Here is a 17,427-nt window from a genome sequence, read left to right on the forward strand (position 1 = left end):
ACTCCTCTGTACCTTCGGGCGGTACCCCTCAGGCTAAGAGCGGAAACGTCGGCGGCGGCCTGGTCGGGGGGAGTCGGTGCCGGATCGTTCCCAGCGGCCACGGGTTGGTAACGCGCCGTCTCAGGTATTGCCCTGCTCGAGGGGCGAGTTCACGAACCAGAGACTCTCTTCGTGCAGGCGTTCGCTCCGCCAACCCGTTTCGGTGCGGACCATCGAATGGTGATAGTTGCCGCCGCAGGTGCTGAGTTCGGTCATCCCCACGAACTGCATGGGGTTGTAGAACATCGCCCGGACCTGTGCACGGTCGTCGTCGAACGAGTACTCGATGTTGGTGATGAAGTGCTGACTGACCGAGACGAACGCGAAGTTCTCCTCGAGCCACGCGGCGATCTCGTCCCGATTCCCGGCTCGCCCGGCCGGAGCCGAGGTGTAGTCGACGGTGGCGTCTGCGGTGAACACCGACCGCCAGAGATCCCAGTCCTTGGTGTCGACTGCACGGGCGTACCGGTGGAGCGTGTCGGCTATCTCCAAGCGGTCCGCGATCTCCTGGGTGTTCACGACTCTCCGTTCTGGTCGCGCTGCGCGACGCCTCGGTGGATCCACGGGTGGGGAAGCGCGCCGATTCACGTTGCCGCAGTAACACTTCAGAGTGAGGTCGACCTGCTCCACGCTGAACTATAGACACTCGAGGACCGCAGCACGTGCGGCTCCGCGATACCGATCGCCGGCGTCAGGAGGCCAGGAGGTTGCTCACCACGCGGAGATCGGCGACGAAATCGTCGAACGCCTTGTCCCGCTTGTCCGACGGCCCACGCAGGATCGACGACGGGTGAACGGTTGCGATCACGTCCTCGACCCGTTCGGGACCGACGTCACCGTCGTCGGCCAGATTGAACAGCTCTCCGCGGTGCTGGGTGAGCCGAAACTTGCTGCCCAGCAACGCCTGTGCCGCGGTTGCTCCTAGACAGACCACGATGCGGGGTGCGACGGCGTCGAGTTCGGCCAGCAACCACGGGCGGCAGGCGACCACCTCGGTGCGCGAGGGTTTGTCGTGGATCCGACGTTTCTGCCCGGCCGCCCGGGTGAACTTGAAGTGCTTCACCGCGTTGGTGACGTAGGTGAGTTCGCGGTCGATGTCGGCGGCCTCGAGCGCACGATCGAACACGCGTCCTGCCGGTCCGACGAATGGCTCACCCGCTCGATCTTCCTGGTCACCGGGTTGCTCGCCGACGAACATGATCGTCGAGCCCGGCGAGCCGGCACCGAAGACCGTCTGATCGGCCGCCTCGTAGAGGTCGCAGCCGCGGCACGTGCGCGCAGCCGCGATCAGATCGTCGAGGTCGCGCGAATTCGGCAGGTACTGTTCTGCACCAGGGAATGCCATGGCGCTCCTTCCCGGCGATGCTCGGCCTGGGTCGGACTTACCCGGATGCACAGGACATCACACCTGGTCAGTTCTTCGGCGAGGTTGCCGCCTTACCGTTCAACCACCTCAGCGCCTGTAGCTCGGAGGTTAGGCCGACGCCGTGGCCGAGGAATGTACCCGGCAGGATGACCGGAAGGTGCATCGTCTCGACCGTGACATCGGCGCCCTTGGCGCGCCAGGACCGCACCATGCGATCGGTTCCCCGTGGATCGACCACGTCGTCGCCACGATTCTGGCTCACCAAGACCGGCATCCCCGGGGCGACTCTGCCGAGTCGCTGGTCGTTCACCGCCGTCAGCCACGGCTCCTTGCGCAGATGCGCCGCGATCGGACGGCCATCGCTGGTGTAGAAGGTCGTGGGTACGAACGGCAGCATTCTCAGCACGTCGAACACACAGTACGAGTTGACATCTCTCAGAACACTGCGACCGAGCGGGTTGAACGCGGCGAGGAACTTCTCGCGATGCTGCGGGTACGCGGCGATGAAACCGTTGACGACCCAGCCCACGCCACCTCAGAGGAGGCTCCCGTCTCCCAGTCGCGCCAGGTCCGCGAGATCCGGTGCCGGGGCACCCGTGAAGGCCGCGAAGATCGGGAGTTCGGGGGCGTATGTGCCGGCCAGTTCGGCCGCGGATCCGGCCACGAACCCGCCCTCGGAGTAACCCCACAGCGCAACCGGGGCTTTCGAACTCATACCGAACTTCGGGTTGCGCGCCACACGTGCCATGTCGAGCATCGACGTCCCGAGCGACCTGCGGTTCAAGTAGGGATGGTCGCCGGGCGTACCGAGTCCCTCGTAGTCGGTCAGCGCCACCGCATAGTTGTTGGCGAGCAGCGCCCCGATCGCGAGCTCCTCGTAGGCCTGCCCGTACCGCAGCAGACGCGACGGGGCGCACTGGTCACCGGCACCGGTGGTCCCCGAGCCGACCACCACGACCGGACGCTCGCCACGTCCGGTCCACGGAGCGCGGGGGACGAGAACACTGCCGGTCACGGCCGTCGGAGGGTTCCGCGCGCCGGTGCTCGCATACATGACCGTCGTGGTCCGGGCGTCGATGTTGGCGCCGGTGAACGGGATGACCGCGGCATAGGACGGCGCCGACTTGATCAGCGACCCGGGCCGCGGGTCGAAGGTCGACGGCGGTTTGTAGAAGGCGGCGTAGGGGTCCGCCGTCGACGACCCGACACCGACCAGCGAGACAGTGGTGGCCACCGCACACGCCACGACGACCGCAACCCAGCGGCGTCGGCCTCGTCGCACGCGATCACCGCTGAACTGCATTCTTCCCCGACCCCCGTTGGACATGTGTCCATCAGTCATGGCGTCGGCCCGTTTGTCAGCAGATCCGGGAGAATCGCCTCTCGGCGAAGACGACGGTCTGGGTCAGTGACCCCGCGCTCGCCGGAGAGCGGCGCGCGACACCAACCCGGCAGCGGCAGCGGCCGCGACCCACGGCCCGCCGACGAGGATCGGATCGAGCCAGGCGTGGTTGTTGTCCACCCGCTTGCGCCCGGCCCGCGAAGACCAGCCGTGGTGACTGAGTTCGGTCCCGATGCCCGTTTCGGTGAGGGGGTTGTCGGGCCGTCCCTGGGCGATCGAACGCACGTGGGCCTCGGCCGCGCCGACGCGATCGGCCCCGATGAGAATCAGCCAGTGCGCGGCACGACCCTCGCTGAAGCGGTAGGCGGATCGTCGGATCACTCCGGACAGTCCGCTCGGTGGTGTCGAGGTCCCGAAAACCGGTGTGAGAAACGCATGTTCGTTGGATCGTTCTCTGGACTCACGGTTGGGTTGATCTTCCGGGACGTCCCAGTGCACGCCGGCGGCCGGCCCGACGGGGAGTTCCTTCGGCACGGCAGGGCGGTTGGCCGGGTCGGCGTCGACGCCCCAGCCGGGTATGCGGTCGACGAGCTCGGTGGTGTCCGGGTCGTTGGGTCGGTCAGCGGGATAGGCGGGCATGCTGTTGTCTCCTCAGCCGGCGTCGGCGACGATGATGGGCTTGATGCAGCCGTCGAGCTTCGACGAGAAGATGTGATACCCGTCGGCGATGTGCTCGAGCGGAATGCGATGCGTGACCAGGTCATTCGGTTTGAAATAGCCGTTGCGGATGTGTTCGAACAACCGGGGCCATTGGCGTTTGACCGGGCACTGGTTCATGTTGATCGTCAGGCCCTTGTTCATGGCGTCGCCGAACTTGACCGCGCTGAAGATGGGGCCGTAGGCACCCATCACCGAGACCGTGCCGCCTTTGCGGACCGAGTCGATGGCCCAGTTCAGGGCGACCGGCGATCCGCCCTGCAACTTGAGCTTGGCGGCGGTGACGTGCTGGAGGAAGTTCCCGTCCGCTTCGGCTCCGACGGCGTCGATCACGCGGTCGGCGCCGATGTTGTCGGTGATGTTCTTCAGGTGGACGATGATGTCGTCGTAGTCGGCGAAGTTGTAGGTCTCGGCGTAGGCGAAGGACTCGGCCTTGTCGAGACGGTATTGCAGGTGATCGATGACGATGACGCGCCCGGCACCCATGAACCACGCCGAGCGGGCCGCGTACAGCCCCACCGGACCTGCCCCGAACACGATGACGGTCTCACCCTGACGGATGTCGGCGAGCTGTGCCCCGAAGTAACCGGTCGACAGTGCATCGGTGAGCAGGAGTGCGTCTTCGGGATCCATCCAGTCCGGGATGACACTGGGCCCGACGTCGGCGAAGGGCACCCGCACGAACTCGGCCTGCCCGCCGTCGTATCCGCCACAGGTGTGCGAGTAGCCGTAGATCCCGCCCACCGCAGTCGCGTTCGGATTCACGTTGTGACAGTTGGAATACAGGCCCCGGGCACAGAAGTAGCAGGTGCCGCAGTAGACGTTGAACGGCACCATGACACGGTCGCCGACCTTCAGGTTCTGCACCGACCCGCCGACCGACTCGACCACGCCGATGAACTCGTGACCGAACGTCATGCCGGGCCGGGTGTCCGGCATCATCCCGTGGTAGAGGTGCAGGTCGGAGCCGCAGATCGCGGCGTGGGTGACCCGGACGATCGCGTCGTTGGGATGCTCGATGCGGGGCATGGGTTTGTGTTCGACACGAACCTTGTACGGGCCTCGATAGACCATTGCCCTCATCGTGTCGGTGCTCGTCGACGCTGTCATGTGGTGGCGGGTACCCGGCTGCTTTTCAGGCAAACGTCGCGGTCGGGAGGCCGCGACGACCGACTCCGGTGCGACGGGAGTAGTGCTGGGGGTGTACAAAAGGACCCGGTTCATCTACGAACCTCGAAAGGATCGAGCAATGTCAGTGGTGTCGTATGTGATCGCCGGGTCCGAGGCGACCGGTGGCGCGGGAATCCAGGCCGACCTGCGTACTTTCGCTCAGCTCGGCACCTACGGCGTCGGAACCATCACCTGCATCGTGTCCTTTGATCCGAAGGCGGGCTGGGGCCATCGCTTCGTACCGGTGGACGCCGGCGTCATCGCCGACCAGATCGAGGCGGCCACGGTTGCGCACGAGCCCGAGGTCGTCAAGATCGGCATGCTCGGAACCCCCGCGACCATCTCGACGGTCGCCGAGGCGCTGGCATCGCGGACCTGGCGACACGTGGTCGTCGACCCCGTCCTGATCTGCAAGGGTCAGGAACCCGGTGCGGCCCTCGACACCGACAATGCTCTGCGCGCGGAGATCCTCCCGCTGGCCACCGTGGTCACGCCCAACCTGTTCGAGGCCGCCACGCTCGCCGGCATGGACGATTTGACCAGCGTCGACGATCTCGCCGAAGCGGCTCGTCGGATCGCCGACCTCGGGCCGAAGTACGTCATCGTCAAGGGCGGGGTCGGGCTCGCCGGGGACGAAGCCGTCGACGTCGTCTTCGACGGCAGCGACATCACCATCCTGCGTGCGTCGAAGGTGGGTGACGAGCGCGTGTCCGGCGCGGGTTGCGTGTTCGCGGCCGCGACCACGGCCGAACTGACCAAGGGCACCGACGTCCTCGACGCGGTCCGAGCGGCCAAGGAGTTCACCCACCGCGGGATCGTCGGGCGCATCAGCTCGACGGCCCCGTTCGACGCCGTCTGGCACGGACAGCAGTAGAGCCCGGACGCAGGTCCGCGCCCACCCGCCGGAGCGGATGGGCGCGGTTCGGTCGTTCGAGAGTCACTCGGTGGGGACGACCTTGCCGTCGACGGTCACCTCGACCTTGTCCGTGGCCTCGGTCCAGGTGATCTTGCCGTGTTCGAAGGTCGACTCCTTGACCCCGTCCTTCTCGGTCTCGTCGCTGGTGGCGACGCCGAGCGGCCCCTGTGAACCGCCCTTGCCGTCGGGGGAGGGCGCACCCTCTTCGTTGCGCGGCACGTTCCAGGCGTCGCGGATCTTGCCCCACGTGATGTAGGCGGGGGTGTCCGCGTCGTCGTCCTTCGCGGTGATGACACCACCCTCGAACTGCTGGAACACGACGCCGTTCTCCCCTTCACCGGCCGCCTCGGGGCCGGTCAGCGGTTTGCCCAGATCGGCCTTCTGCGCTTCGGTCGCCGAGTCGTACTTGGCTGCGATCGATCCGCTGAGCGTGACCTTCGCGCCGTCCGGGGCGGTGAGTTCGACCTTCTTGTCGTCATCGGCGACCTCCGACTTCGCCGAGGAGATGGCCGACTCGGCCTTCGACATCCCGGACTCGACCGCACCGGACACAGCCGAGGACACCGCGGACGTGTTGTCGTTGTCGTCGTCGTTGCTGCAACCCGCCAGGCCGAGCGTTCCGATGGCCACCGCCGCTGCCGTTGCAACCAGACGTCGTGTGACGCTGTTGTGCTTCATGACTTCCTCTCGGTTCACAACCTTCAGGATCAGGAGGGCCACTGCCCACCCGCATCGGACCCTAACGAACAAAATCCGCTGATGTGGATGATCTTCGATACCGGCGCGTCATCGCCAGACCGAACGTGTCGGCACCTGACGTCCCGGGTATGCGACCGGCAAGCCCTCGGCGCCGAGCCGGCGGCGGCATCGTCGAACACTGAGGAGAACCATGGCGGAGACAGTCGCCGACGTCGTCCTGAAACGCCTACGCGAATGGGGGATTCGGCAGGTCTTCGGATACTCGGGGGACGGGATCAACGGATTGTTGTCGGCATGGGTGCGCGCCGACGACGCCCCTCAGTTCGTGCAGTCCCGCCACGAGGAGATGAGCGCATTTCAGGCCGTCGGGTACGCGAAGTTCTCCGGCGAGGTCGGCGTGTGTGCGGCCACGAGTGGCCCGGGAGGGATTCATCTGCTGAACGGGCTGTACGACGCGAAGCTCGACCATGTTCCGGTGGTCGCCCTGGTCGGACAGACCGAGCGTTCCGCGATCGGTGGGGCCTACCAGCAGGAGATCGACATGCACGCGCTCTTCAAGGACGTGTGCAGCGACTTCGTCCAGATGTGCACGGTGCCCGAACAGCTGCCGAATCTGCTCGACCGTGCCATCCGGGTCGCCCAGGCCGAACGGGCACCGACCGCCATCATCTTCCCGTCTGACGTCCTCGAGCTCGAGTACGAACCGCCGGCCCAGGCCTTCAAGCAGGTGCCGTCGAGCTTCGGTGTCGAACCAGGGACCCCGGTGCCCGACGAAGGTGCACTAGCGCGGGCCGCGGACATCCTCAACGCCGGCGAGCGTGTCGCCATGCTCATCGGCCAGGGCGCCCGTGACTGTGTGCCCGAACTGACCGAGGTCGCCGACATCCTCGGCGCCGGCTGCGCGAAAGCCCTTCTCGGACGAGATGTCCTACCCGACACGTTGCCCTGGGTCACCGGATCGGTCGGTCTGATCGGCACCACGGCCAGTCACCGCATGATGACCGACTGCGACACGCTCCTCACCGTTGGGTCGAACTTTCCGTACTCGCAGTTCCTTCCGCCGTTCGGACAGGCCAGGGGCGTGCAGATCGACAGCTCGGCGAAGCTGATCGGCATGCGGTACCCGAATGAACTCAACGTCGTCGGTGACGCCCGGGCCACGTTGCGCGCGCTGATCCCGATGCTGGACAGGAAGCCCGATCGCTCCTGGCGCGAGAAGGTCGAGGCCGACGTGTCGCGATGGTGGTCGACCGCCGAGCATCAGGCGATGACCGCTGCCGACCCGGTGAACCCGATGCGGATCTTCCACGAGTTCTCGCTGCGTGCACCGAGCGACTCGATCGTCACCGCCGATTCGGGCAGCGCCGCCGACTGGTACGCGCGGCACATCGTCTTCCGCGACGGCATGCGTGGATCGCTGTCGGGGACCCTTGCCACGATGGGTCCGGCGGTTCCGTACGCCATCGGCGCCAAATGGGCGCATCCCGGCCGGCCCACGATCGCCTTCGAGGGTGACGGCGCGATGCAGATGAACGGGCTCGCCGAGATGGTGACCGTCGCCCGCTACTGGGAGCAGTGGGACAACCCGACCTTCGTCGTGGCCGTCTTGCACAACAACGACCTCAACCAGGTGACCTGGGAACAGCGAGCGATGTCCGGATCGCCGAAGTTCCCACCGTCTCAGACACTTCCGGATGTCGACTACGCCGCATTCGCCCGAGGGATCGGTCTCACCGGGATCAACGTCGACGACCCTGACCGACTCGGCGAGGCGTGGGATGAGGCGCTGGCCGCCGGTCGTCCCGCGTTGCTCGATGTCCGGTGCGATCCCACCGTGCCGCCCATCCCGCCGCACTCGACCCGCGAACAGGCCAAAGCCCTGAGTGAGGCGCTGGTGAAGGGCGACGAGGACGCCTGGGACGTGGCGAAGAACGTCGCCAAGCACAGCCTCGAACAGTTCCTACCGGGCCGACACCGCTAGCGGGACCGGTTCACGGTTGACCGCGCTTCGGCGTCTGCTCGGCGACACCGTGGCGCAGCGGCGTGGTCGCCTCCGCTGCGGTGTCCGGGCCGACAGATGACCCGGCGTCGGTTCCCTGAACCGGGGGCGCCTTGGCGGCCGGCGGTGGACCGCTCGTGTTCCAGCAGCTGTCTGACCTGGTCGAGCTGGAGAGACCTGATGCGGTGTGTGATGTCTCCGACGGATAGTTGGTCGAAGTCGGGTAGCGGAGTTCAGGTGTTGCGCGCATGTCGTGGGCGTACCCGGACAGACGCTTTCCCAACGTGGTTCGACGGGATCGACCGGGCTCGGTGCTGTCCCGCCGCCGGCTGAGGCATCCTGGATGCAGTACCACGCCGCACAGCCCAGGAGTTTCAGTGAGCGCACCAGAACACGTCGACGTCCTGATCGTCGGAGCCGGGATCTCGGGGATCGGCGCCGCCCGCTATCTGCGGACCGAACAACCGTCGAAGACGTTCACGATCGTGGAGGCACGCGGCGCTGCCGGCGGCACCTGGGACCTCTTCCGTTACCCCGGCATCCGCTCGGACTCGGACCTGCACACCTTCGGCTACGAGTTCAAGCCATGGACGGACAAGCAGGCGATCGCCGACGCCCCCCGCATTCTCGACTACCTGCACGAGACCATCGAGGAGAACGACCTCACCGACCACATCCGGTATCACCACAAGGTCCTCTCCGCCGCCTGGTCCTCGGACGACGCGCGCTGGCTTGTCGACATCGAACGAACCCACACCGGCGAGCGCACACAGATCAGCGCGGGATGGATCTTCTGCGGTTCGGGTTATTACGACTACGACGAGGGTTTCAGCCCCGAATTCGTCGGCGAGGACCGGTTCCGCGGCCAGATCGTCCATCCGCAGCACTGGCCGGAGGATCTGGACTACGCCGGGAAGCGCGTCGTCGTGATCGGCAGTGGCGCAACGGCGGTCACACTGCTGCCGGCGATGGCCGACGAGGCCGAGCACGTGACGATGCTGCAGCGGACCCCCACCTACGTCATCCCGCTGCCGCGCGAGGACGCCCTGGCCAACACGCTCAAGAAGATCTTCGGTGACGAGCGGGGATATGCGCTCACCCGCCAGAAGAACGTCGCCCAGCAGCGAATCCTCTTCGAACTGTGCCAACGGTTCCCGAAGGTCGCACGGCGGATGATCCGGAAGATCAACAAGTCGCAACTGCCGGAGGACTTTCCCGTCGACGTCCACTTCAATCCGCCCTACGACCCGTGGGATCAGCGTCTGTGTGTGGTGCCCGATGCCGACCTGTTCCGCACCATCCGGGCAGGCAAGGCGTCGATCGTCACCGACAGGATCGCATCCTTCACCGAGACCGGGATCCTCTTGGAGAGCGGTGCCGAGATCGAAGCCGACATCATCGTCACCGCAACAGGTCTCAACATCAAGATCATCGGCGGCATCGACCTCACCGTCGATGGGGAGCCTGTCTCGCTGCCGGAGACCGTCGTCTACCGCGGCATCATGCTGTCGGGAGTTCCGAACTTCGCGCTGGCGATCGGGTACACCAACGCCTCGTGGACGCTGAAGATCGGCCTGCTCTGCCAGTATTTCTGTAAGTTGCTCGGTTACATGGACTCTCACGGCCACGACGCGGTCTGGGCGGTCGCCGATCCGGACATGCCCACACGTCCGCTACTCGACTTCGGCGCCGGCTACGTCCAGCGCGCTCTCGACACCCTGCCGAAGCAGGGACCGCACGCACCGTGGGTGATGTCGATGAGCTACTACGCCGACCGCCGTCTGTTCAAGGGCGATGTCGCCGACGAGAACCTACGGTTTGCCCGGGTGCGGCAGCCCGAGGTGCTCACGTAGCGTCGTCGAGTTCGCGGCCGTCCGGTTCACTCCGACGCCGAGTCCCGCCCGACTCTCGTCGCCCCAAACGCTGGGCGACGAGACCCACCCCGAAACCGTGCAGCACGACACTCGCGAGGACCGTCACCGTCATCGCGTACAGCGTCTCGTTGGCGACCATGCCGTCGAGTTCGTTGAAAGCGAGCAGCCCGAAGACGATCGACGCGGTCCCGCGCGGTCCCAGCACGCCGATCAGGAGACGGTCACGAGGGCCGATGTCGGTGCGCAACAGTGCCAGATAGACGGGGACGATCCGAAGGACGGTCAGCGCGGCCAGGGCCAGGACGACGATCTGCCAGACGAACCCGAGTTCGAAGACCAGCACGGCGGCACAACCGAAAACGAACCACATCGTGAGTGCCGCGAGCGCGCTGACGTCGTCGGCGAGGCGCAGTTGCTCATCGCCCGGACCATCGGCTCGTGCCGCCTTGTAGGCGATTCCACAGAGGAAGGCCGCGACGAAGCCGTTGCCGCCGAGCTGTACCGAGCATCCGTAGGCGAGGATCGGGATGAGGACGAGGCTGATCCGGATGGACTGTTCGGTGGCCAGCCCGCGACGCATCGAGAAGTTGGTCAGTCGCGCGGCGAGGAGTCCGATGACGCTCCCCGCCAGAACCGCCCACAACGCAGACGGCACCGCCTGTTCGAGTGCTTCGGCGGGGGAGGAGGCGTGCTTATGGTCGCCCGCGAGTGTCAGCGCGAAGATGAAGAGCGGTGCGATGATGCCGTCGTTGTAACCGCTCTCGATGTTCAGCAGGTGTCGTACCCGTGTGGGGATCCTTCGATCACGAACCAGCGACGAGGCCGGCGTCAGATCCATCGGGATCACCACGCACGCAATCAGGAGTGCGACACCGACCGACATCGAGGGAAGAAGAGCGACACCCAGAAGGGTCGCGAGGGCAACGGACAGCGGCATCGCAATGACCAACAGCCGCAGCGATGTTCGTCGCTCACCGGCGAAGTAGCCTCCACGCACCTCGATCGCGTCGACGAACAGCAGAAGGGCCAGAATCAGTTCGACGACGGGTTCGGCTGCGTCGGTGTCGAGCGCGTTGCCGATCGAGTTGTTGGTGGTCAGCCCGATCACGATGCCTGCGACCACCATCACGATGGCCCCGGAGATCTGGAGCCGCGACAACCGGCCCGCGACCAGGGTCCACCCGACGATCACCACGATCGCGATCAATACGGGGGTCATCGACCTCGCCCACGTGTCCGCATTGACGGATCGTATCCCGACCGGCTGCGTAGACCGGGTAAGGCGCAACGAGATCGGTACACCTGGGGAGCGACCGGAGAAACGGACTCGGCGAGGACCGCCCGTGTCGGGGCGAGGACGCGGATAGGCTGACTGCCATGGATTTCGAGGACATCTTCACCGCGGTGGCGGTCGCATTCGAAGCGCTCGGCGCTCTGGCCATGATCATCGGCTTTCTCATCGCGCTCGTCCTCGGCGCGCGGTCGCTGTCACGCAAGGAAGCCGGAAGCGAAGCCTTCTCGATCCTCCGGACAACCCTGGGCTCGGCAATCCTCCTCGGCCTCGAGATCCTCGTCGCCGCAGACCTCATCAGGACGATCACCTCGAAGCCCTCGATCGAGGACGCAGTGATCCTCGGGATCATCGTGGTGATCCGAACGGTCCTGTCGATGTCCATCCAGATAGAGATCGAGGGCACGCTACCGTGGCGGCGGGCCGTGCTCACCAATGGCGGCCAGCTGCTCAGCAAGGCGGTGGCACGCGACGCGGCTGCGAGTCGAGCAGCCAAGGAATCGTGATCGGCTGACAGACGACAGTGGTGGCGACCCCACTCCGCGTCGACGCATAGTGGGAGGGGACGACGGTCGCCCCCCGGCCGTCGACAGATGGGAGCCCCGATCATGACCACGATCCGCCGCGCACTGATACTCGTCGACGTCCAGAACCAGTACTTCGACGGCCCGCTGACGATCCAGTACCCGCCCCGAGACACGAGCCTGCAGAACATCGTTCGACTCATTGACCATGCGGAGGAGCAGGGCATCCCGGTGGTCGCGGTCCAGCACACGTATCCGGCCGACGCACCGGCGTTCGCGGAGGGTTCGCCATCGTGGGAGTTGCACCCGAAGGTGGCTGAGCGGGCGACACCGTCGTGGAAGCGGGTGCGCAAGAACCTCGGCAGCGTGTTCGCCGGCACCGACCTGGCGGACTGGTTGCGGGCGCAGGACGTGAACACCGTGACGTTGGCGGGTTACATGACGAATAACTGCGACCTGGCCTCCGCCGCCGGCGCCGAGGAACTGGGCATGGCCGCCGAGGTGATCTCGGATGCCACCGGTGCCATCCACATCGCGAACGCCGCCGGGAAGGCCTCGGCCGAGCAGGTTCACAACACGTTGATGGCGATCCTCAACTCCAACTTCGCCGCAGTCGCCACCACCGAACAATGGATCGAGGCCAGCGCCGGGGGAGCTCCGCTCGACAAGGACGATCTGGTCGCATCGGCGGTCCAGGGACAGGCCGCGTTCGGCGACTGACCCCTCGACTTCCTCGCCGAACCCACCTGATCCGACGCCCACCCGGGGCGTCTATGCCGATCGTCATAGAGTAGCGTGGACCGAGTTATAGCGGTCGTCATAATGCGTGAGGAAGTCTTGACATGCCCACACTCGCCGAACTCGTGTCGGGTTTCGACCCGACCTCTGAATTCGTTGTGCCCACACAGTGGACGCAGGGTCGTACCGCCTACGGCGGACTGACCGCGGCCATGTCGGTTCTCGCCGCGCAGCTGACCAAGGGTAAGCCGCTGGCACCGCTCAAGTCGGCACAGTTCCTGCTCAGCGCGCCGGTCGTCGACTCCGCGACCTTCACCGCACGCCGACTCCGCGAGGGGCGGTCGGCCTCGAGCGTGGCCGTCGAAACGGTCAGCGGGGGACAGGTCGCTGCGCACGCGTCACTGATCTTCGCACAGCCGCGTCCGAGCGCGATCAGTCATGACCATGTCGGCGTTCCCGAGGTTCCGGCACCGGAGGAATGCGCACCGTTCGGCGACGCGTCGGCGCCCCTTCGTCCGGCGTTCGTCGACAACATCGAAATGGTTCAGGCGGGCGGCACGGTGCCGCTGGCCAACGACGGGGACCCTCGGTTCCGCGCCTGGGTGCGGCATCGCGGCGCCGAGGGAGTCGATCCGGCAGTTGCTCTCGTCGCGCTCGCCGACGCCCTGCCGCCGGCGACGACGGCCGCGTTCACCGAGTGGGCACCGGTCAGCACGATGAGCTGGTCGCTGCACATCTGCACCGACGACCTGCCGAAGCCGACCGACTGGATGCTCTTGGAATCATCGAGCACCTTCACCCTCGACGGCTACTCCCATCAGTCGATGACCCTGTGGGACAGCGCATCGCGTCCGATCATCCAGGCTTCTCAGACGGTGGCACTGTTCGCCTGACCGTCCCCAGAGAGTGGTATGACGTTGTGCCCGGGCCACGGGCACAACGTCATACGCGAATTTCCACTGAGCAGCGCGGCATCAGCCGCCGTGAGATTCCCTGAGGGCCCGGCCCTTCTCGATGTCCTCCTGGTGGATCTTCTCGTTCTTGTCCGAGACGGTGGTATCCCGAGGCGGCAGCTGTAGGCGCTCCTCGGCAGCCATGCCCGCCTGGAGCTGACGCCCACGCTCGAGTTCGGCGTCGAACTCGGCACCGAAGAGCAGGGCGAGGTTGGTCAGCCACAACCACAGCAGGAAGACGATGACGCCCGCGAGCGCTCCGTACGTCTTGTTGTAGCTACCGAAGTTCGACACATACAGCGCGAACGCCGCGGAGGCCACGATCCAGGTGACGATCGCCAGCACTGCCCCGGCACTGATCCACCGGAACTTCGGTTGCTTCACATTCGGTGTGGCCCAATACAAGACCGCGACGATCACCACGACGAAGACCAGCACCACGGGCCAGCGGACGATGTTCCACACCGTGAGTGCAGTATCGCCCAAGCCGATCGCGTCGCCGATGGACCGGGCGATCGGCCCACTGACCGCGAGCATCAGGGCCACGGAGGCGGCGAGGATCAGCGCCACCAGCGTCACCAGCAGCATGGCAGGTCGAAGCTTCCAGATCGGACGCCCCTCATCTACCTCGTACATGCGGTTCATCGCGCGTCCGAACGCGCCGACGTATCCCGATGCCGACCACAGGGCACCGACGAGACCGAGCACCAGGGCGAAGCCGGCACTCGGCGCGGACACCAGTTGCTCGACGGGCGCGCGCAGGGTATCCACCGCATCCGACGGTCCCAGATCCTCGACCATCGTCAGGACCGCGTCGACCGTCTTCTCTCCCTGCCCGAAAACTCCGAGGAGAGAGACCATGGCGAGTAGTGCGGGAAACAGCGACAGCACCGAGTAGTAGGTGAGCGCAGCCGCCAGGTCGGTGCACTGGTCGCGGGAGAACTCGCGGGCCGTCTTACGCAGCACGAACATCAGTGACGGTTTGGTCAGATCGGTGGGCGATTCGGGCTTGCGGGGATCGTCGGGATCGGCCCGAGTCGGGTCATCGTCGACGTCCCGACCGGTCTTGTCGATGGTCTGCTCGTCCTTGCTCATACCCCGGTGTAGCCGCCGGGTTCGCAGACCAAACTCTCCGTCCCCTGACCAGGCGAGACAGGGAAAGGGGAGCGCACCCCGGTGGGGGTCAACCCGCCGAGGCGACCTCACGCGACAGGGCGAGCTCACGGCCCGCCGCGCGCGCGTTCTCCTCGGCCTCCAGCTTGAGTTCCGCCGCGACCTCGGCGAAGGCGTCGAGTGCAGGATTCACCCCGACGAGCGTGAACTGGCGTTTGACGACCCGGAGGTCGAGGCCCCAGACATCCTCCAGCACGCGGCGCAGCCACGGCGTCGAATGATCCCAGCCTTCCTTCGGTGTCCCAGGGTCGTAGTTGCCACCCTGGGTCGCGACCAGGACCCCGGGCTTGTCCGCGCCCGATCACGCGCCCCGCACATGCGACGAGGCGTTGCGCCGTGCGTTCGGGTTTCTGGGAAAGCGGTGGAACGGCATTCTCATCGCGACGCTCATGAACGGGCCGGCGGGGCTCGCCGAATTGCGTTGCGCTGTCGGGGGAACCAGCGATTCGGTGCTGTCCGGACGACTTTCGGAGCTCACCGAGGCCAATCTTGTCGAGCGCCTGGTGGATCCCGGACCGCCGGTATCGGTGTCCTACGAGCTCACCGAATCGGGACGCGCACTCATGCCGGCGCTGACCGCCCTCACCGCGTGGGCGTGGGAGAACCTGCCCCCGTCGGCGTCAGCAGACTGACTCGGCGAATCAGGCAGCCCGACACACCTCGTCGACCACGCCCTGCAGATCGCTCTGGATCATTCTCGTCAGTGCGGCCGGCGTCTCGTCCTTGAAGCCGGCGAGGTCGACAGGGTTTCCGAAGGTGACCATCGGACGAGCTCGATCACCGTGGGGCGGGTAGGCAATACCGGCGGACACCAGCGTGACGTCGACACCGGCTTTCAGCGCACGGTAGGCAATGTGGCCGATGCCTGTTCCGAGCTTTTGCAGCCGGGTGACGTCGCCCTCGTTGCAGGTTCCCTCCGGGAAAACGGCGATACTGTCGCCACGGACCATCCGCTCGACGCAGACACCGAACATCTGCCGACCGGCTTCCGCGGCGGCCCGAACACCGTGATCCTTCTGACGGAAGACCGGGATACCGCCCAGGGTGTCGATCTTGCGTCGCTGTTCCGGATCCTCGAAGAGCTCGTCCTTCGCCAGCACGCGCATGTGACCGATCCGGGGACGGAGGGGCGAGCGGAAACCTGCTGCCGCCAGGACCAGCGGATCGCGCTCGGACACGTGGTTGGCCGCGATCAGCAAGGGCTTTCTGCTGCGGACCGCACGAACCAGCCGATCGCGAGCCGTGAATCGCACGACGGGCCGGATCCTGGCGGCGAGCACCCCGTACATCAACTTCGCGCGCACACGATCCTGCTGGTGATCCAGATAGTGCGCGTACACGGCTTCAGACTGGGTGAGCTCTACATCCACGTAAGTTACGGTACCGTAGGTTAGCGTTCCTGCCCAAAGAACGACGAAACCCGTTCAGCCCGTCGGCCACGTAGAACCGCAGGTGACGGGCTTGCACTGACGGCGGGTCAGTGATCAGTCAGGCACCACAACGGCGCGGCCACGAAGTTCATTCGCCGCCAGCCGTCGGTAGGCCTCGACGCCGTCGTCGAGTGAGAACCGCTCGACTGCCACCTCGAGAACACCATCGCGTGCGAGATCCAGCACCTCGATGAGTTCGTCACGTGCTCCCCAGTACGGTGCCCGGACCGACACCTCGTAGGGCTGGGTGAAGAAGCCGACCTTCGCCGCGGCGACCATGTCCCCGATGCCCACGATCACCACGTCACCCATCGTGCCGACGACGCCCATCGCGATGTCGAGAGTGGGTTGCAGGCCGACGAAGTCGAAGACGGCGGTCGCACCGTCGTTCCCGGTGATCTTGCGGACGCCTGCGACGGCATCTGCGTCGGAGAGCACCACCTCGTGAGCCCCGACCTCGCGGGCGAATGCGAGCTTCTCCTCGCTCACGTCGAGTGCGATCACCCGCGACGGGGTCAGGTGGCGGAGCAACTGGATTCCGACATGCCCGAGACCACCGGCTCCGATGACCACTGCCGTCGTGCCACCCACGAGCTTCGGGAGCGAGGGTTTGATCGCGTGGTAGGGCGTGAGACCGGCATCGGTGAGCGAGACTGCGGCCACCGGGTCGAGTTCACCGAGGGGCGCCAGGTGACGTGCATCGTCCACGAGCAGGTACTCGGCCATCGCACCCTGGTTTCCGAGACCCGGTGGTGCGATGCCGAGTTCGCCGGCCCGGCTGCAGTAGTTCTCGAGGCCGCGCGAGCAGAAGTGGCAGACCCCGCAACCCCACGCTCCGTACACGGCCACCGAGCTGCCCTCGGATATTCCGGTGACACCGGTACCGACCTCGGCGACCACGCCGGCCCCTTCGTGGCCGAGCGTCATCGGCAGGGGATAGGGGAAGCCTTCTTCGGGCAGGTTGAGGACGAAGTCGTCCGAGTGGCAGGCACCGGCTGCGGTCACCTTGAGCAGCACCTGCCCCGGGCCCGGCGCGGGCTTGTCGACCTCACGTAGCTCCGGCGGCTTGCCCGGCTGGATGATCTGAATGGCCTTCATGCGCACACCTTTCGACCCGGCGGAGAGGGGAAACCCGTCTTCCGGTCTACTCGGTCGGTCGTCAAGGCAGGCGTCTTTCGGCGAACTCGGCACGATCC

17 protein-coding genes and 1 pseudogene are annotated in these 17,427 nt (G+C 66.1%); 7 read left to right on the top strand and 11 right to left on the bottom strand.

The features are described 5' to 3' along the window. Nucleotides 1-120 precede the first annotated feature (120 nt). The 5 genes and pseudogenes from M1L58_RS16590 to M1L58_RS16610 form a co-directional block, all read right to left on the bottom strand. Complete coding sequence (locus tag M1L58_RS16590; protein WP_154881696.1) at nucleotides 121-558, bottom strand: nuclear transport factor 2 family protein; 438 nt, start codon at nucleotides 556-558, stop codon at nucleotides 121-123. 172 nt (nucleotides 559-730) lie between these two features. Beyond that, complete coding sequence (locus tag M1L58_RS16595) at nucleotides 731-1,384, bottom strand: UdgX family uracil-DNA binding protein (protein ID WP_006864879.1); 654 nt, start codon at nucleotides 1,382-1,384, stop codon at nucleotides 731-733. 67 nt (nucleotides 1,385-1,451) lie between these two features. Then, nucleotides 1,452-2,747 (bottom strand): annotated as a pseudogene (locus tag M1L58_RS16600) (lipase family protein). Nucleotides 2,748-2,810: 63 nt separating this feature from the next. Further along, nucleotides 2,811-3,386 carry a hypothetical protein gene (locus tag M1L58_RS16605; RefSeq protein WP_248659728.1) on the bottom strand — a complete coding sequence of 192 codons (576 nt, stop codon included), beginning with the start codon at nucleotides 3,384-3,386 and terminating at the stop codon, nucleotides 2,811-2,813. Between the two features lie 12 nt (nucleotides 3,387-3,398). Beyond that, complete coding sequence (locus tag M1L58_RS16610; protein ID WP_248659762.1) at nucleotides 3,399-4,547, bottom strand: zinc-dependent alcohol dehydrogenase; 1,149 nt, start codon at nucleotides 4,545-4,547, stop codon at nucleotides 3,399-3,401. A gap of 166 nt (nucleotides 4,548-4,713) precedes the next feature. Between M1L58_RS16610 and M1L58_RS16615 the strand changes: the two genes are divergently transcribed. After that, the gene (locus M1L58_RS16615) at nucleotides 4,714-5,508 is read left to right on the top strand and encodes a hydroxymethylpyrimidine/phosphomethylpyrimidine kinase (protein WP_248659729.1); all 795 of its coding nucleotides are present in this window, start codon (nucleotides 4,714-4,716) and stop codon (nucleotides 5,506-5,508) included. Nucleotides 5,509-5,571: 63 nt separating this feature from the next. On the opposite strand, the gene M1L58_RS16620 is transcribed toward M1L58_RS16615, so the two are convergent. Further along, the gene (locus tag M1L58_RS16620) at nucleotides 5,572-6,228 is read right to left on the bottom strand and encodes a hypothetical protein (protein WP_154881699.1); all 657 of its coding nucleotides are present in this window, start codon (nucleotides 6,226-6,228) and stop codon (nucleotides 5,572-5,574) included. Between the two features lie 211 nt (nucleotides 6,229-6,439). Here M1L58_RS16620 and M1L58_RS16625 point away from each other — a divergent pair, with 211 nt between their 5' ends. After that, a complete protein-coding gene (locus M1L58_RS16625; protein ID WP_248659730.1) occupies nucleotides 6,440-8,230 on the top strand; it encodes a thiamine pyrophosphate-requiring protein in 1,791 nt (596 codons plus the stop codon). A gap of 395 nt (nucleotides 8,231-8,625) precedes the next feature. Then, nucleotides 8,626-10,101, top strand: coding sequence for a flavin-containing monooxygenase (locus M1L58_RS16630; protein ID WP_248659731.1), 1,476 nt, complete (start codon nucleotides 8,626-8,628; stop codon nucleotides 10,099-10,101). Here M1L58_RS16630 and M1L58_RS16635 read toward each other — a convergent pair. Further along, a complete protein-coding gene (locus M1L58_RS16635) occupies nucleotides 10,094-11,341 on the bottom strand; it encodes a cation:proton antiporter (protein WP_154881703.1) in 1,248 nt (415 codons plus the stop codon). The genes M1L58_RS16630 and M1L58_RS16635 overlap by 8 nt on opposite strands. Nucleotides 11,342-11,499: 158 nt before the next feature. Between M1L58_RS16635 and M1L58_RS16640 the strand changes: the two genes are divergently transcribed. From M1L58_RS16640 to M1L58_RS16650, 3 genes are all read left to right on the top strand, one after another. After that, nucleotides 11,500-11,919 (top strand): DUF1622 domain-containing protein, encoded by a 420-nt coding sequence (locus M1L58_RS16640; protein WP_154881704.1) that lies wholly within the window; start codon nucleotides 11,500-11,502, stop codon nucleotides 11,917-11,919. 102 nt (nucleotides 11,920-12,021) lie between these two features. Next, nucleotides 12,022-12,657: an isochorismatase family protein gene (locus tag M1L58_RS16645; protein WP_248659732.1), complete on the top strand. Its 636-nt coding sequence runs from the start codon at nucleotides 12,022-12,024 to the stop codon at nucleotides 12,655-12,657. Between the two features lie 122 nt (nucleotides 12,658-12,779). Further along, entirely contained in the window at nucleotides 12,780-13,568 is a 789-nt protein-coding gene (locus M1L58_RS16650) for a thioesterase family protein (RefSeq protein WP_248659733.1), read from the top strand. A gap of 81 nt (nucleotides 13,569-13,649) precedes the next feature. Here M1L58_RS16650 and M1L58_RS16655 read toward each other — a convergent pair whose 3' ends face one another. Beyond that, a complete protein-coding gene (locus M1L58_RS16655) occupies nucleotides 13,650-14,723 on the bottom strand; it encodes a YihY/virulence factor BrkB family protein (protein WP_006864892.1) in 1,074 nt (357 codons plus the stop codon). Nucleotides 14,724-14,811: 88 nt separating this feature from the next. Then, nucleotides 14,812-14,997 carry a hypothetical protein gene (locus M1L58_RS16660; RefSeq protein WP_248659734.1) on the bottom strand — a complete coding sequence of 62 codons (186 nt, stop codon included), beginning with the start codon at nucleotides 14,995-14,997 and terminating at the stop codon, nucleotides 14,812-14,814. A gap of 91 nt (nucleotides 14,998-15,088) precedes the next feature. On the opposite strand from M1L58_RS16660, the gene M1L58_RS16665 reads away from it, so the two are divergent. Next, nucleotides 15,089-15,433, top strand: coding sequence for a winged helix-turn-helix transcriptional regulator (locus M1L58_RS16665; protein WP_248659735.1), 345 nt, complete (start codon nucleotides 15,089-15,091; stop codon nucleotides 15,431-15,433). A 9-nt stretch (nucleotides 15,434-15,442) separates the two neighbouring features. Here M1L58_RS16665 and M1L58_RS16670 read toward each other — a convergent pair whose 3' ends face one another. Both M1L58_RS16670 and M1L58_RS16675 read right to left on the bottom strand, forming a co-directional pair. Beyond that, nucleotides 15,443-16,171, bottom strand: a complete 729-nt coding sequence (locus M1L58_RS16670; protein ID WP_006864895.1) for a lysophospholipid acyltransferase family protein — start codon at nucleotides 16,169-16,171, stop codon at nucleotides 15,443-15,445. Nucleotides 16,172-16,285: 114 nt separating this feature from the next. Continuing rightward, nucleotides 16,286-17,329, bottom strand: coding sequence for an NAD(P)-dependent alcohol dehydrogenase (locus M1L58_RS16675; RefSeq protein ID WP_248659736.1), 1,044 nt, complete (start codon nucleotides 17,327-17,329; stop codon nucleotides 16,286-16,288). Nucleotides 17,330-17,427: the final 98 nt, after the last annotated feature.

The sequence above is a fragment of the Gordonia sp. C13 genome, from assembly GCF_023218005.1.
Classification (GTDB): Bacteria; Actinomycetota; Actinomycetes; order Mycobacteriales; family Mycobacteriaceae; genus Gordonia; species Gordonia namibiensis.

Bases quoted from the DNA above. Each gene is read 5' to 3' on its own strand.
- M1L58_RS16595 (WP_006864879.1), bottom strand. From the start codon at position 1,384: ATGGCATTCCCTGGTGCAGAACAGTACCTGCCGAATTCGCGCGACCTC.
- M1L58_RS16605 (WP_248659728.1), bottom strand. From the start codon at position 3,386: ATGCCCGCCTATCCCGCTGACCGACCCAACGACCCGGACACCACCGAG.
- M1L58_RS16610 (WP_248659762.1), bottom strand. From the start codon at position 4,547: ATGAGGGCAATGGTCTATCGAGGCCCGTACAAGGTTCGTGTCGAACAC.
- M1L58_RS16615 (WP_248659729.1), top strand. From the start codon at position 4,714: ATGTCAGTGGTGTCGTATGTGATCGCCGGGTCCGAGGCGACCGGTGGC.
- M1L58_RS16620 (WP_154881699.1), bottom strand. From the start codon at position 6,228: ATGAAGCACAACAGCGTCACACGACGTCTGGTTGCAACGGCAGCGGCG.
- M1L58_RS16625 (WP_248659730.1), top strand. From the start codon at position 6,440: ATGGCGGAGACAGTCGCCGACGTCGTCCTGAAACGCCTACGCGAATGG.
- M1L58_RS16635 (WP_154881703.1), bottom strand. From the start codon at position 11,341: ATGACCCCCGTATTGATCGCGATCGTGGTGATCGTCGGGTGGACCCTG.
- M1L58_RS16640 (WP_154881704.1), top strand. From the start codon at position 11,500: ATGGATTTCGAGGACATCTTCACCGCGGTGGCGGTCGCATTCGAAGCG.
- M1L58_RS16645 (WP_248659732.1), top strand. From the start codon at position 12,022: ATGACCACGATCCGCCGCGCACTGATACTCGTCGACGTCCAGAACCAG.
- M1L58_RS16650 (WP_248659733.1), top strand. From the start codon at position 12,780: ATGCCCACACTCGCCGAACTCGTGTCGGGTTTCGACCCGACCTCTGAA.
- M1L58_RS16655 (WP_006864892.1), bottom strand. From the start codon at position 14,723: ATGAGCAAGGACGAGCAGACCATCGACAAGACCGGTCGGGACGTCGAC.
- M1L58_RS16675 (WP_248659736.1), bottom strand. From the start codon at position 17,329: ATGAAGGCCATTCAGATCATCCAGCCGGGCAAGCCGCCGGAGCTACGT.